The following is a 14,497-nucleotide window of genomic DNA, read 5'->3' as shown; positions in this document are numbered from 1 at the left end:
TTATATATAAAAGTTTATATTTTAAAAGCAAAAATTTTAACTCAAATTTTACTAAATTTAAAAAGAATTTATAAAAATTTGCTTAGCAAATATTAAGTTTAGCTTAAAGCCCATTTTGATAAAATCCTTAATCGTTCTTTTATCGTAAAAAAGACAATTTGATATAAGGAAAAACAATGAGCGATATCATCGCATACAAACTAAATGGCGAAATAGTCGATACTCAAAGTATCGCAGGGCGTGAGAGTAGTGCTGAGCCTGTCTATTTCGACAACTCAAAAGAGGCACTACACGTTATCAGACACTCCTGTGCACACCTCATGGCACAAGCTATCAAATCACTCTATCCAAAGGCGAAATTCTTTGTCGGACCAAACGTAGAAGATGGATTTTATTATGATTTTAGAGTTGATGATGAGGGTACGAAGCTAGGTGAGAGCGATCTAGCAGCGATCGAAGATAAGATGAAAGAGCTTGCTGAGAAGAAATTTGACATAGTTAAAACTTGCTCAACCAAAGCTAATATGAGCGATAAATTTAAAGATGACGACTTAAAACAAGAGGTTTTAAAAAGAATCCCAGATGGCGAAGTGAGCAGCTACTCGCAAGGCGATTTTGAAGATCTTTGCCGCGGACCACACCTGCCAAATACTAAATTTTTAAAATTCTTCAAGCTTACACGCGTGGCTGGCGCGTATCTTGGCGGCGATGAGAACCGCGAGATGCTAACTAGAATTTACGGCACAGCTTACGCAGACAAAGAGAGCCTAAAAGAGCACATCCGCATCATCGAAGAGGCTAAAAAGCGCGATCACAGAAAGCTTGGCGTCGAGATGAAGCTGTTTACATTTGATGAAGAAGTGGGCGGTGGTTTGCCGATCTGGCTGCCATACGGCGGACGTTTGCGCTCGAAGTTAGAGCAAATTTTATATAAAGCTCACCGTGACCGTGGCTACGAGCCAGTGCGTGGACCAGAGCTTTTAAAAGCTGATGTGTGGAAAAAGAGCGGCCACTACGCAAACTATAAAGAAAATATGTACTTTACGACGATCGATGAGACAGAGTATGGCATAAAGCCGATGAACTGCGTGGGTCATATCAAAGTTTATCAAAGTGACATCCGCTCTTACCGCGACTTGCCGCTTAAATTTTTTGAATACGGCGTCGTACACCGCCATGAGAAAAGCGGCGTGCTTCACGGACTTTTCAGGGTGCGTGAATTTGCACAAGATGACTCACATATCTTTTGTATGCCAAGCCAGATAAAAGAAAATATCTTAGAAATTTTAAAATTTGCTGGCAAGATAATGGAGAATTTTGGCTTTAACTATGAGATGGAAATTTCAACCAAGCCAGCCAAAGCGATCGGCGGCGATGAAATTTGGGAAACTGCTACAAAAGCGTTAAAAGAAGCTCTTGATGAAAACGGCTTTAAATACGGCATCGACGAGGGCGGCGGCGCATTTTATGGACCAAAGATCGACATTAAGATAACTGACGCGCTTAAGAGAAAGTGGCAGTGCGGCACGATCCAAGTGGATTTTAACCTGCCAGAGCGCTTTGACCTAGGCTACATCGACGCAAACAACGAAAGACAGCGCCCTGTAATGCTTCACAGAGCCTTGCTTGGCAGTTTTGAGAGATTTATAGGAATTTTACTTGAGCACACTGCTGGTGAGTTGCCATTTTTCATAGCTCCAACGCAAGTCGTCATTGTGCCTATTAGCGACGCGCATTTAGACTATGCAAAAGAAATTTCACGCGAGCTAAGAAAGATCAACGTCGATAGCGAGATCGCAAGTAAAAATGAGAGTTTAAATAAAAGAATAAGAACGGCAGAAAAACAAAGGGTGCCTATGATAGTCGTGCTAGGAGACAACGAAGTAGCGAATAAGAGCGTTGCGTTGCGCGATAGACAGGCTAGGACGCAGAGCGATATGAGCTTGGCGGATTTTATAAATTTAACGAAGGAGAAACTTAGTGAGGTACATTTTTGAGTAAGGAAAATGAAGTATTGCTCAATGAAGATATAAGGGCGAGAGAGGTAAGATGTGTAGGGGATGATGGCACAGCATACGGTGTCATCTCAAGAGATGAGGCTTTAGAGATCTCAAATAGGCTTGGGCTTGACCTGGTGCTTATAGCGCCTGATGCGAAGCCGCCAGTTTGCAAGATAATGGACTATGGTAAATTCCGCTATCAGCAAGAGAAAAAGCAAAAAGAGGCCAAGAAAAAGCAAAAAATCATCGACGTCAAAGAGATAAAGCTCTCTGTTAAGATCGCCCAAAACGATATAAACTACAAGGTCAAACATGCGAGCGAATTTTTGCAAGACGGCAAACACGTTAAATTTCGTGTGTTTTTGAAGGGTCGCGAGATGAGCACTCCAGAAGCTGGCGTGGCCATGCTTGAGAAGGTCTGGGAGATGATCAAAGATGAAGCTGACCGCGACAAAGAGCCTATGATAGAAGGTCGTTATGTAAATATGCTTGTAACTCCAAAAAAGGGTTAAATTCTCACAAAGAGCAGGCTAGTGCTTGCTCTTTTACTAAATTTTTAATACAAAAAACTCATAAATAACTATTTCTCAAAAATTCTATCATTTTTATATCTGCTAAATTTACGCTGGGGGTGTTTGCTGTTGATGTGGCTTGTGGTTAAATTTTGTAGGATGAATTTAGACGCGGCTTAAATTTAGTAAATTTTGATTTTTGCTTGCTGGGATTTAATACTTTGACATCACTTGTATAGACGTTGTGCTGAAAATAATCTAGACAAATTGACTTTCTTGCGAGTTTGTAAATTTAAGTGTTTGCGTGGGTGTTTTAAACCAAATTTTGTCTAATTGCAGGCTAAATTTGGTAAAAAACTTAATTATTTGTAGCTTAAATTTAGCAAAATTTAAATTCCCTTGTCCAAATTTGATTATCTTGCTGTCACTCGCAAAAGCGCTGTGCCTAAAACTTCTTGTGAGTTTTAAATTTTGTTTTTTATATGCTTGAGTGAGAGTTTTTAAGCTAAATTTTGCCTATGAGCTAGCTAAATTTGGCAAGGGCGGGATGTTGCTTTAATAATGCTTTTTACAAAATGTTTTGACTACTTTTGGTTTTATGTGATAGGCAAATTTGGTAAGAAAATTGATTATTTGCAGCTTAAATTTATCAAATTTTAATCTTTACTTAGCAGAATTTAATTATTTTGCTATCGCTCGTGTGGGTTGCTTTGTTGAAATTTTACTTGGTAAAGCCAACTTGTTGGAGTAAATTTGAAAAAGTCCTTTTGAGCTTACAAATTTTTAGCGCTTGCGTGAGTGTTTTAAGCTAATTTTTGCCTAATATCTAGCTAAATTTGGCAAGAGAAATATTGTTTTAATAATACTTTTTATGTGGTGACTAAATTTGATGAGAAATTTGCTTATTTGTGGGTTAAATGCAGTAAATTTCAATTTTCGCTTACAAAAATTTATCCCACCTTTTTTCTGCTGCCGACCCTTGCATGGGTGCTTTGCTGAAATTTGACTGGATAAAGTCGTCTAGTAAAGTAAATTTGATAACCATCTTGCGAGTTTATAAATTTATGGTGTGTGTGCTTAGGCTAAATTTAGTAAGAAATTTACTTGTTTGTAGCTTAAATTTATAAAAGAGAATTTAGGCTGGACGAGCCTAAATTTACTAAATTTCATAAGCCATTTCTTGTCAAAAAAAGTGCTCTGTTATCTGCTTGAGAAATTTTAGGTCTTGCTCGCTTTCTGGCAGGATTTTGTCATTTAGCTTTACTATGTCGAAGTTGCAAGCGCTATGAAAATTTTTCGCTCGCAACGCACCTGCTGCAAAGCTCTTCATCTTCAAGTAGTCACGCATAGACCGCACCACTCGTGCAATCAAGCAAAAACATCAACGGATCATCCGCAGTAAAAACCATCGAATTTAAAGGACGAGCCTCGCCGCACCACTATTTACCGCCATATCGGCTATTTTGACAAAATTTATACTAAAAGCTCTAAAAAAGTGGTCTGCTCACCACCCTAGTGAAATTTAGTCAAGCTTCAAATTCGCATCTGCCTCGCCAGCAAAAATTTGTCAAAACGAACACGGCATAAAATACTTCAAGCTAGCGTAAATTTGCTGGCTTGCTAGTAAAATTTGCCGTGCAAAAGGCAAATTCCATTTTGGCTAAAAACCATAGCCTGCCTCGTATCGATTTACGTCCAAATTTGGCTTGGACGTAAATTTACAGAGCAAATCAGCCTACACATATCCTTGATCTATCATCGCATCAGCCACTTTTCTAAAGCCAGCGATATTTGAGCCAAGCACTAAGTTGCCCTCATCGCCAAACTCTTTACTTGTTTCGTAGCTTAGTTCAAAGATGTGATTCATGATGCCATGAAGTCTGCGATCGACCTCTTCAAAGCTCCACGAAGTCATGCCAGCATTTTGCATCATCTCAAGTCCGCTTGTGCCCACGCCGCCAGCATTTGCTGCTTTTGCTGGAGCAAAGTGAAAGTCTTTTTGCGCAAGCATGAAATTTATCGCATCAAGCGTGCTTGGCATGTTCGCGCCCTCAGCCACGAAGCGGCAGCCATTTGCGTAAAGCACTTTTATGTCAGCTAGGTGAAGCTCATTTTGTGTCGCACATGGGAAGGCCCCGTCGCATGGCACGTCCCAGACGCCGTTTCTGCCCTCTTTGTATTCGCTCACGCTTACGTATTTTGCGTTTGGTCTAAATTTGGTGTATTCGCTAAGGCGAGCGCGTTTTACTTCTTTTAGCTCTTTAAGCACCGCTAGATCGATGCCCTCAGCGTCATAGACATATCCGTTTGAGTCAGAGACGGTGATAGGCAGTGCGCCTGCTTGATAGAGCTTTTCGACCGTGTAGATGGCGACATTTCCGCTACCGCTGACGCTGCATTTTTTGCCCTCTAGATCAAGTCCAGCTTTTTTTAGCATGTTTTGAGTGAAATATACTAGTCCGTATCCAGTAGCCTCTGTGCGCGCTAGGCTGCCGCCCCAGTTTAGCCCCTTGCCAGTTAGGATACCATCAAATCTGCCAGTTAGCTTTTTATACTGGCCAAACATATAGCCGATCTCTCTAGCGCCCACGCCGATGTCGCCTGCTGGCACATCCACGGTGTTGCCGATGTGGCGATATAGTTCGCTCATAAATGCTTGGCAAAAGCGCATTATCTCGCCCTCGCTCTTGCCCTTTGGATCAAAGGTGCTACCACCTTTTGCGCCGCCGATATTTACGCCAGTGAGCGAGTTTTTGAAAATTTGCTCAAATCCAAGAAATTTTAGCACGCCAAGATCGACGCTTGGGTGGAGCCTTAGACCGCCTTTGTATGGGCCAACAGCTGAGTTAAACTGCACGCGGTAGCCGTTATTTACCTTTGGTCTGCCATCATCGCCCGTGTATGTCACGCGAAAGATCACCGTGCGCTCAGGGATGACGATGCGCTCTAGGATCGCGTGTTTTTGGTACTTGCTCTCTCTTTTGATAAGCGGCTCTAGGCTGTTTAAAACCTCAGTCGCAGCTTGGACAAAGACGCCTTGACCTGGGTTGGTCTTCTTTATCCACTCCATCGTTTGTTCGATGTACTCGCTCATTTTTGCTCCTTTTTCCTTTTTTTGTAGTTAAATATTAGCTCGGCTAGAAAAAATTTTTATTTAAAGATATTTTAATATTTTTATTTTGGGCAATGAGTGTTACATATCGAAACTAAATTTATAAAAAGTGGTTTTTGCTTTGGTTGCTAGGATAAATTTATAAAATTTACTAAATTTGCGCCATCTCTTGCCAAAAATCAAGTGCTGTGTCGTCTGCATGGACAAAATTTAGGATTTGCTGGGCTGATGGCATGGCTTCATCATTTAGCCTTGCTATATAGGTGCTAGCAAGCGCTATGAAAAATTTTTCAAAGTCGCTCGCAACGCGCCTGCTGCAAAGCTTTTTATCTTCAAGTAGCCACGCATAGACCGCACCACTCGCGCAATCAAGCAAAAATATCCAAGGATCTCCCACGGCAAAAACTATCAAATTTACTGGGCGATCCTCGCCACTCCACCATTTGCCACCAAACTCATCTACGCTGTTTAGGCGCACTAGCTCGCTCGCGTAGTCGCCTCTACAGCCAAAACTGATATTGCAAATTTCAAAATTGCCAAGCTCAAATTTGCTTAAAAGATTTGTAAATTTGGCTGGGAAATTTACGCCAAGGCTCTTTTGTGCTTGCATAAACGCCAAAGCGTCCTTTTGCGGCAAAAGTCTCATGCCAGTCATACCCTCTTGCTCTAGCGGCAAGAAAATTTGATCTAGTTTTCTAGCGATCTCGTCTAGTTTTAAAAACATATTGCTCCTTAAATTTGCTAAATTTGGCAAATTTTATCAAATTTAGCCTAGTGCGCTTTGAAATTTAGGTTATAATCGCCATAAATTTAAGGAGCTAGCGTGGTTAGATCATATCCTCTTGATATGCCTGGTGTGGAGTTTCGCGGGCACGGCGTAACTGGCATTTACGAGATGGATGAGCGCATTGCATTTGTGCATTTTGCTTTTGGGGTGCCTAGCGAGCTAGAGATAGCTCAAAAACTAACGCCAAACTACGTGCTACTAGATACATTTTCACGCGACTTTAGCGAGCATAAAAGATCAACGCTTACCTATAAACAAAGCGAAATTTTTATAGCTAGCAATGCGCGTTGTTACCCAGAAAATGGCTACTTCGTGCTAAATACGAGATACTACAAGGGCTACATAAACTCCCCTGCAAAGCTTATAAAAATAAGTGACGGGCAGATGAGCGAGCTCGGCGTTGCTAAGGAGCCCATAAAAGAGATATATAACGACGCTAAAACGTATGAATTTGATGGCTTTTGCGTACGCATGAGCTCGCCATTTATGATGGAGTGCAAAGAAATTTTGGGCGGCGCAGAGCTCAAAAGCGAAGCAAAAGATGAAAATTTAAACACTAATTTGCCGCCCAAAGAGCAGGGCGCAAGGATAGGCAAGACCATCTGGCGGCTAAAGCTTGGTGCATATCTCTACACGCCAGTTTGCCTGAATGATGGGGTACTTTACTTTGGCACCGCTGGCAAGGGTGGAGATCTATACGCCGTGGATGCAAAAAGTGGCGAGGTGATGTTTAAGTTTAAAACCAGCGGCACGGAGCATTTTGTTTGGATCAAAGGTCAAATTTTGCTCGCAAACCGCAAAAATAAGCCAGTTTTGATAAGCGCCAAAGATGGCTTGCTATTAAAAGAGATAGAGTTTGAGAAATTTAGACTTAGCGCAGATCAGATCATGCTAGTAAGCGGTGGCAGGCTCTATGCTGTGGCTAATGACGGAGCTAAAATTTACGCAGTTTGCGCGGAAATTTAGCCTTGGCGAAATTTATCGCCAAAGCCATAATGAGATAAATTTATCTCTTCTTTTTATATCTTTTTATCGCCTCTACGATGACCTCTTCTAGGTCGTCATTTGGCTCTTTGTTCATATCATCATAGGTGTTTTCAAGGATAGTTTTTAAGTTTTTCTCAACGTAGCTAGTATCGAAAAATCCCCTTCTAAATTCCTTACTCTTGCTGATCGTTAGCAAAAATGGGATGATCGTTCGCACGCCCTCGATGGTAAATTCTTCAAGTGCTCTTTCAAGCTTATTTACCGCTAGATCGTAATCAGTCGCCTTGACGATCAGTTTTGCGATAAGTGAGTCGTAAAATGGTGGTATGGTGTAGTCCTTATAGACGTGGCTATCGACGCGCACAGATGGGCCAAGAGCTGGGTAGTAGCCCTCGATCGTGCCTGGTGCTGGAATGAAATTCTCCCAGACATTCTCAGCCGTGATCCTTGCTTCTATCGCATAGCCTCGTGGTTTGATGTCGCTTTGCTCGATCTCTAAAATTTCACCAGCTGCGATCCTTATCTGCCTAACGACAAGATCATGTCCTGTGATCTCTTCGGTGATGCCGTGCTCTACTTGGATACGAGTGTTCATCTCCATAAAGTAAAAGTTGTTGTAGTCATCTAGTAAAAACTCGATAGTTCCTACGTTTGAGTAGCCCACAGCCTTTGCAGCAGCCACTGCGGTCACGCCCATGATCTTTCTTAAATTTTCGCTAATTGATGGGCAAGGTGCGATCTCGATGATCTTTTGGTGGCGCCTTTGGATAGAGCAGTCACGCTCGCAAAGGTGGATGATGTTGCCGTAGTTATCGCCTAAAATTTGAAACTCGATGTGGCGAGGATTGACGACAAGCTTCTCCATAAAAACTTCGTCGTTGTTAAAGTATGCTTTTGCCTCTCTGGTGCATGACTCAAAGGCATCTTGCATATCTTCTTCTTGCCAGACCTCCCTGATACCACGGCCGCCACCGCCACCACTTGCTTTTAAGATGACTGGATAGCCGATGCGTCTAGCGTGTTCTTTTATGGCGTCCATACTCTCATCATTTAGCTTTTCAGTGCCTGGAACTATCGGTATGCCGTTTTTCTTCATTAGATATCTAGCGATGTTTTTATCGCCCATTTTCTTGATGACTTCGGCTTTTGGACCGATGAAGATAAGCCCAGCGTCCTCAACCGCCTTTGCAAATTCGTAGTTTTCGCTTAGAAAGCCGTATCCTGGGTGTATCGCGTCAGCCCCGCACTCTTTTGCAAGCTTTACGATAGCTTTGGCGTCAAGATAGCCCTTGATCGGATCTTCGCCCACTTGATAGGCCTCATCAGCGATCCTTACATGCAAGCATTCGCTGTCTGGTGCTGTGTAAATTCCTACGCTTTGGATGTGTAAATCCCTACAAGCTCTGACTATTCTAACTGCGATCTCACCACGATTTGCGATAAGAATTTTATGTATCATAGGCTATCCTTTTTGAGTTTTTCTTATCATATAACTATTCGTTTTATTTTTAGATAAATTTGTTAAGTCTGGTTTTAAAATTTGAGTGCAAAGGCTAAATTTACACTCAAATTTCTTTATTTGCTGATGATTTGTGGGAAAGGTGTGGCTAGGGCTTTTTTGCTAAAGTCTTGCGACTCGATCGTGAAATTTGTAGCAAATCTTTGAATGCCCTCTTTTTTATAAGCACGCCTTTGGATGGTAAAAAGGACTAAATTTCCGCCTTGTTTGGTGTAGCGATATATCGAGTGCTCGGCTGTTGGCACGCCATTTAGGTTTGAAAATATCGTGATATCAAGATAAATTTCATTTGCGAGCGAGCCCTTTTTATAAGCCACTTTTAGCCCTTTTGCTTTTAGTTCTTTTAGATCATTTATCTTTTGCTCGACCGCTTGCTCTGGCGTAGCGTCAAATTTAAGGGTATTTAGCGAGAGCATGTAGCTAAAACTATCTAGTTTCTCGCCAGGCAGCAAGTACTCCTGCGTGAATAAATTTGGCACAGGCTTGGCTGAGCCTGCTAGCGAGTAGAGTCTGTTGTCAAATTTTATCTGCATCGGCTCAAAATACTGAGTAGCTGCGAGCAAGAGCGCTGGCAAAGCGATAAATGCTAAAAATTTCTTCATCAAATTCCTTTAAAATGGATTTACTATCATTACCCAGATGATGATGAGCATCGCGATAGTTGGCACTTCGTTGTAAGCTCTAAAGAAGATGCCACTTTTGTTACAGCGCTTTTCTTTGAGCTGCTTCATGTAGCGTCCAAGGTCTAGGTGATAGATAGCCATTAAGATGACAACTAAAATTTTGACATGGATGTGACCAGTTTTTATAAGATCAGGCATTGCGATAAGTATCAATATACCAGTGACAAATGAGCCAATCAGTGCGACCCAGCCGATGTAGTGATACATCTTGTACTCCATCACCTCAACCACCTTTACAAAGTCTGGCTTGTCCATGTTTTCTACGTGATAAACGTAGAGCCTTGGCTGATAAAACAGCACTGCCATCCACGAGATGAAAAACAAATAGTGGAGGTATTTTAAGTAAAGATAATATTCTGCCATAACGTCTCCTTATCTAAAAAGTATCTCTTTTCTAGCTTCAAATTCAGCCTTGCTGATCGCACCACTCTCAAAAAGCTCGTAAAGCCTTTTTAAGTCATCCTCTTTATCTTTTAGTTTTAGTCTCTCTTTTAGCTCGACTTTTTGTAAATTTTTCTCAACATAAGCGCCAACTAAAAATGCATCGATAAGCCACCAAATGCCCCAGATAGCTAAGAATGGTATGCCTATAATGAAATAAAACGTAGAGTAGCCAATGAAAAATAGTCCCATCATCAAAAAGCCAGTGATAAATTTACCAAGGTAAATTCTATGCGCTCCAAGCCAGCCAGTAAGTAGCCAAAGTGCGTATGCGACGTAGATATTATTTCCCACTCTCTCTCCTTTTTCTAAAACTTTGCCAAAGTATCATCACAACGCAAAGATCGATCATTACATCAGCGAAGTTAAAGACCGCAAAGTTAAACCACTTATGCCAAAAGACGTAATCCACGACGCCGCCATGGATAAATCTATCTGTGATGTTTGAGCTACCAGCTCCTAGCAAAGCTCCAAGCCAAATGGCATGCGAGCAAAGCAGCTTTTTTTCAACGACTAGATAGACAAAAACGCCTAAAATGAGGGCAATCTGGATAAATTTAAGCCACTCATCTAAAAAGGCAAACATCGAAAATGCAACGCCCTTATTATATGTAAGAACTAGCGAGAAAAACTCGCCCTCCCACGAAAAACCATCTATAAATATCATTTTTATCGCTTGATCAACGATAAAAATGAGAAAAAACGCGATGAAAAATTTAATCAAGCTTTTATGCATTTAGGGCTTTTACAAAAAATTTCTCAACTTCATCCATGCGTTTTTCAACTAAAGTTTGATTTTTACCCTCAAGCAAAAGTCTGATCAAATTTTCAGTGCCAGAGTATCTAAATAGCGATCTTATGCCCTCTTTTGCAAGGCTAGCCTCAAGCTCTTTTAGCCCCTCTATCTTATCAAGCGGCTTTTTCTCTGTGATCTTTAAATTTAGCAAAATTTGCGGATACGGCTTTAGCTCGCCAAAAATTTCACTAGCTTTTTTGCCTTTTTTAAGCATCATAGCAACTACTTGCATTGAAGTAACAAGTCCGTCGCCAGTTTTAGCGTAGTCGTTAAAAATGACGTGACCGCTTTGCTCGCCGCCAAAATTTATGCCATTTTCTTTCATCATCTCAAGCACGTATTTATCGCCTACGTTTGAGCGAAGTAGCTTGATCTTGTGAGCTTTTAGATAGTCATCAAGTGCGGCGTTACTCATCACCGTAGCCACGATGGCTCCACCTTTTAGCGCCTTTTGCTCGTGTAAAAATGCTGCAAGTGAGCCAAGTATCGCGTCGCCATGCACAACTTCGCCGTTTTCATCGACAACGACAAGTCTATCAGCATCGCCGTCAAATGCAAAGCCGATGTCAGCACGAAGCCTTTTTACCTCGCTTGCTAGATCTTCTGGGTGAAGTGCGCCGCAGTTTTGGTTGATGTTGCTACCATTTGGCTCGTTGTTTATGACGATGACATCAGCTCCAAGTTCGCTAAATACAGTTGGTGCGACCTTATAAGCAGCTCCGTTTGCCACATCTAAAACTACTCGTAAATTCTTTAAATTTAGCTCTTTTGGGAATGAATTTTTGATCTGCACGATATATCTGCCGATAACATCGTCGATCCTCTTGTTTGCACCGATCTCTGTCATCGTCTTTTGGGCGTTTGCGATGAGCTCATCGTCGTAGAAGATTTTTTCTATCTCGGCCTCTATCGTCTCATCAAGCTTGTTGCCAAAGCTATCAAAAAATTTGATGCCGTTATCGTAGTATGGGTTGTGTGAGGCGCTTATCATTATGCCAGCGTCACAGCGCATATTTTCTGTTAAAAATGCGATTGCAGGCGTTGGCATAGGGCCTATTTGAAGGACGTTGTAGCCAACTGCAGTTAGCCCTGCAACGATGGCGGTTTCTATCATATAGCCACTTTTTCTAGTATCTTTTCCAACCAAAATCACATTTGTCGCTGAGGTCTTTCTAAAGTAAATTCCAGCAGCCATTGCAAGGCGCATAGATGTTTGAGCTGAAAGCTTTTCGCCAGCCTTACCACGAACTCCGTCTGTTCCAAAAAGTTTCATAAAATTATCCTTTTTATTATAAAATGGTGCTATTTTATCAGAAATTATCAAATTTAAAATCTAAAATTTTATTTGTTTTAAAGCAGACTTAAATTCAGTTACAATTAAATATATTTTTCATATAATCACGGACTAAAATTATCAAAAAAGGTATATTATGGCAAACCATAAATCTGCTGAAAAAAGAGCTAGACAAACTATAAAAAGAACAGAAAGAAACAGATTTTACCGCACTAGACTTAAAAACATCACAAAAGCAGTGCGTGTAGCTGTAGAAGCTAAAGATCTAAATGCTGCAAATGAAGCTTTAAAAGTTGCTAACAAAAGCATCCACAGCTTCGTAAGTAGAGGCTTTTTGAAGAAGCAAACTGCTGCTCGTCGCGTTAGTCGCCTTGCTCAATTAGTAAATACTCTAAAAGCTGCTTAATCTATTAAATTTTAATGTTTGCTGATAAACTTCATCCATTTTTGGATCGCTATGATGAAATTTCTACGCTTCTAAGCGATCCAAATATAGCAAACGATATCGAAAAGATGACAAAGCTCTCAAAAGAGCAATCATCTATCGAGCCAGTCGCAACTGCTGCAAAAAAATATCTACAAATTCTAAACGACATCGAAGAGAATAAAGCCCTGCTTGAGGACTCTGAGCTTGGCGAGCTTGCAAAAGATGAGCTTAAAAATTTAGAAATTTCAAGAGAGAAGCTTGAAGAAGAGATTAAAATTTTACTTCTTCCAAAAGATCCAAACGATGATAAAAATATATTTTTAGAAATTCGCGCAGGCACCGGTGGTGACGAGGCTGCACTATTTGTTGGGGATCTTTTTAACGCTTACATCAGATATGCAGAGCTTCGTGGATATAAATTTGAGATCGTTAGCCAAAGCGAGGGCAATACTGGCGGTTTTAAAGAGATCATCGTGCTTATAAAGGGCAAAGGCGCTTACTCTAGACTAAAATTTGAAGGTGGTACACATAGGGTTCAGCGCGTGCCAGAGACTGAGAGTCAGGGCAGGGTGCACACCTCGGCTGTGACTGTGGCTATCATGCCAGAGGTTGAAGACAGCGAGATCGAGATCAATCCAAATGATATAAGAGTTGATGTTATGAGAAGCTCGGGCCACGGCGGTCAGTCAGTAAATACAACTGATAGTGCCGTTAGGATCACGCACATACCAACAGGACTTGTTGTCACAAACCAAGATGGCAAGAGCCAGCACAAAAACAAAGAAGCTGCGATGAAGGTGCTAAAAGCTAGACTTTACGAGATGCAAGAGCAAGAGAGACTTGCAAAAGAGACTAGCGAGCGCAAGAGTCAAGTCGGCACTGGAGACCGCTCAGGCAGGATAAGAACTTATAACTACCCACAAAACCGCATAAGCGATCACCGCATAAATTTAACACTTTACCGCCTTGATGCGATCATGGCTGCAGGATTATTTGATGAGATCATAGAGCCGCTTATCACTCACTATCAAGCAGAAGCTATGCTTGAGGCTGGCATTTAAGCGCAAAATTTATAAATTCTCACCAAGTCATTAAAAATCAAAAATCTACAAACTAAGATCTAAAGTAATCTGATCTTGAAACGATCTTAGTTTGTCTGTTTTATAATAAAAAATAATATTTATTCAATATATTTTTCAAAAATAATTTAAATTAAATTTTTAGATTTTAGTTCATTTAGCGCGGTATTTTGGACTTTGATAAATTATAAATCTTTACTTATGATATTAAAAAATTTTATTGATTGATCATAAGTTTGCATTAATAATAATACTCTATAATACCCAAACATTAAATCAAAATAAGGAGAAAATATGTCACTAAGTGCAAGAAATCAACTAAACGTCGAGATATCAGAAGTAAGAACAGGTGCGGTAAATTCGCTAATAGCTGGCAAACTAGCAGGTGGTGAGGTCCTAAAAGCAACTATTACAGTTGATAGCGAAAAAGCTCTTGATCTTAAAGTTGGTAAAAAAGCTATATTTTTATTCAAAGCTTCAAGCGTTATCGTTTCAAAAGACGACAGCATCAAGCTTAGCGCAACAAATCAAATCAAAGGCGTTGTTAGCGAGATAAAAGATGGCGCTGTAAATGCTGAGGTTATCATTGACGCAAATGGCAGCAAAATTTCAGCTATCATCACAAGAGAGTCAGTTCAAAATTTGGCTTTAAAAGCAGGCGACAAAGTAACTGCTATCATCAAAGCAACTCAAATCATAGTTGGCGTTAAATAATTTCTCGGGGCAAATTTGCTCCGACTCTCTCTTTAAACTAATATTTAAATTTAAGCTAATAGCCAAAATAAACACAAATTTCCTTTATAAATTTAGTCAAATAAAAATTTGATTAATATTTATATCCCTCAAATTTAAAAAATAAA

General features: G+C 40.6%; 15 protein-coding genes. 6 read left to right on the top strand and 9 right to left on the bottom strand.

Annotation, left to right across the window (positions count from 1 at the left end; genetic code table 11):
• Positions 1-176 precede the first annotated feature (176 nt).
• The gene (gene thrS / locus F3G98_RS07960) at positions 177-1,997 is read left to right on the top strand and encodes a threonine--tRNA ligase (RefSeq protein WP_103608698.1); all 1,821 of its coding nucleotides are present in this window, start codon (positions 177-179) and stop codon (positions 1,995-1,997) included.
• A complete protein-coding gene (gene infC / locus F3G98_RS07955; RefSeq protein WP_103608697.1) occupies positions 1,994-2,512 on the top strand; it encodes a translation initiation factor IF-3 in 519 nt (172 codons plus the stop codon). Before thrS ends, infC begins: the two co-directional genes overlap by 4 nt.
• Positions 2,513-3,695: 1,183 nt before the next feature.
• Here infC and F3G98_RS10450 read toward each other — a convergent pair.
• The 3 genes from F3G98_RS10450 to F3G98_RS07945 form a co-directional block, all read right to left on the bottom strand.
• Positions 3,696-3,860 carry a hypothetical protein gene (locus F3G98_RS10450; protein ID WP_180999503.1) on the bottom strand — a complete coding sequence of 55 codons (165 nt, stop codon included), beginning with the start codon at positions 3,858-3,860 and terminating at the stop codon, positions 3,696-3,698.
• 387 nt (positions 3,861-4,247) lie between these two features.
• On the bottom strand, positions 4,248-5,606 hold the full coding sequence (gene gdhA, locus F3G98_RS07950) for an NADP-specific glutamate dehydrogenase (RefSeq protein ID WP_021084055.1): 1,359 nt from the start codon (positions 5,604-5,606) through the stop codon (positions 4,248-4,250).
• Between the two features lie 169 nt (positions 5,607-5,775).
• Complete coding sequence (locus F3G98_RS07945) at positions 5,776-6,348, bottom strand: SMI1/KNR4 family protein (protein WP_103639742.1); 573 nt, start codon at positions 6,346-6,348, stop codon at positions 5,776-5,778.
• 99 nt (positions 6,349-6,447) lie between these two features.
• Here F3G98_RS07945 and F3G98_RS07940 point away from each other — a divergent pair, with 99 nt between their 5' ends.
• Positions 6,448-7,377 (top strand): outer membrane protein assembly factor BamB family protein, encoded by a 930-nt coding sequence (locus F3G98_RS07940; RefSeq protein WP_149725986.1) that lies wholly within the window; start codon positions 6,448-6,450, stop codon positions 7,375-7,377.
• Positions 7,378-7,417: 40 nt separating this feature from the next.
• On the opposite strand, the gene F3G98_RS07935 is transcribed toward F3G98_RS07940, so the two are convergent.
• The 6 genes from F3G98_RS07935 to glmM all read right to left on the bottom strand — a co-directional run bounded on the left by F3G98_RS07935 (position 7,418) and on the right by glmM (position 12,110).
• Positions 7,418-8,857: an acetyl-CoA carboxylase subunit A gene (locus tag F3G98_RS07935; RefSeq protein ID WP_004317286.1), complete on the bottom strand. Its 1,440-nt coding sequence runs from the start codon at positions 8,855-8,857 to the stop codon at positions 7,418-7,420.
• A 116-nt stretch (positions 8,858-8,973) separates the two neighbouring features.
• Positions 8,974-9,519 carry an HI_0983 family protein gene (locus F3G98_RS07930; RefSeq protein WP_021092665.1) on the bottom strand — a complete coding sequence of 182 codons (546 nt, stop codon included), beginning with the start codon at positions 9,517-9,519 and terminating at the stop codon, positions 8,974-8,976.
• 9 nt (positions 9,520-9,528) lie between these two features.
• Positions 9,529-9,963, bottom strand: a complete 435-nt coding sequence (locus tag F3G98_RS07925; protein ID WP_004317437.1) for a HemJ family protein — start codon at positions 9,961-9,963, stop codon at positions 9,529-9,531.
• A 9-nt stretch (positions 9,964-9,972) separates the two neighbouring features.
• Positions 9,973-10,335 carry an NINE protein gene (locus tag F3G98_RS07920; RefSeq protein WP_107805591.1) on the bottom strand — a complete coding sequence of 121 codons (363 nt, stop codon included), beginning with the start codon at positions 10,333-10,335 and terminating at the stop codon, positions 9,973-9,975.
• Positions 10,325-10,777, bottom strand: a complete 453-nt coding sequence (gene lspA / locus F3G98_RS07915; RefSeq protein WP_149725985.1) for a signal peptidase II — start codon at positions 10,775-10,777, stop codon at positions 10,325-10,327. Before lspA ends, F3G98_RS07920 begins: the two co-directional genes overlap by 11 nt.
• Positions 10,770-12,110 carry a phosphoglucosamine mutase gene (glmM, locus tag F3G98_RS07910; RefSeq protein ID WP_004317384.1) on the bottom strand — a complete coding sequence of 447 codons (1,341 nt, stop codon included), beginning with the start codon at positions 12,108-12,110 and terminating at the stop codon, positions 10,770-10,772. Before glmM ends, lspA begins: the two co-directional genes overlap by 8 nt.
• Positions 12,111-12,267: 157 nt before the next feature.
• On the opposite strand from glmM, the gene rpsT reads away from it, so the two are divergent.
• From rpsT to F3G98_RS07895, 3 genes are all read left to right on the top strand, one after another.
• Positions 12,268-12,537 carry a 30S ribosomal protein S20 gene (gene rpsT, locus F3G98_RS07905; protein WP_004317319.1) on the top strand — a complete coding sequence of 90 codons (270 nt, stop codon included), beginning with the start codon at positions 12,268-12,270 and terminating at the stop codon, positions 12,535-12,537.
• Between the two features lie 14 nt (positions 12,538-12,551).
• Positions 12,552-13,619: a peptide chain release factor 1 gene (gene prfA, locus F3G98_RS07900; protein WP_004317452.1), complete on the top strand. Its 1,068-nt coding sequence runs from the start codon at positions 12,552-12,554 to the stop codon at positions 13,617-13,619.
• 312 nt (positions 13,620-13,931) lie between these two features.
• Positions 13,932-14,351 carry a TOBE domain-containing protein gene (locus F3G98_RS07895; RefSeq protein WP_021086663.1) on the top strand — a complete coding sequence of 140 codons (420 nt, stop codon included), beginning with the start codon at positions 13,932-13,934 and terminating at the stop codon, positions 14,349-14,351.
• Positions 14,352-14,497: the final 146 nt, after the last annotated feature.

This window comes from Campylobacter concisus (assembly GCF_902460895.1).
GTDB lineage: Bacteria > Campylobacterota > Campylobacteria > Campylobacterales > Campylobacteraceae > Campylobacter_A > Campylobacter_A concisus_BC.
Note: the sequence above shows the minus strand (reverse complement) of the source record. Positions and strands in the feature narration are given on the sequence as shown.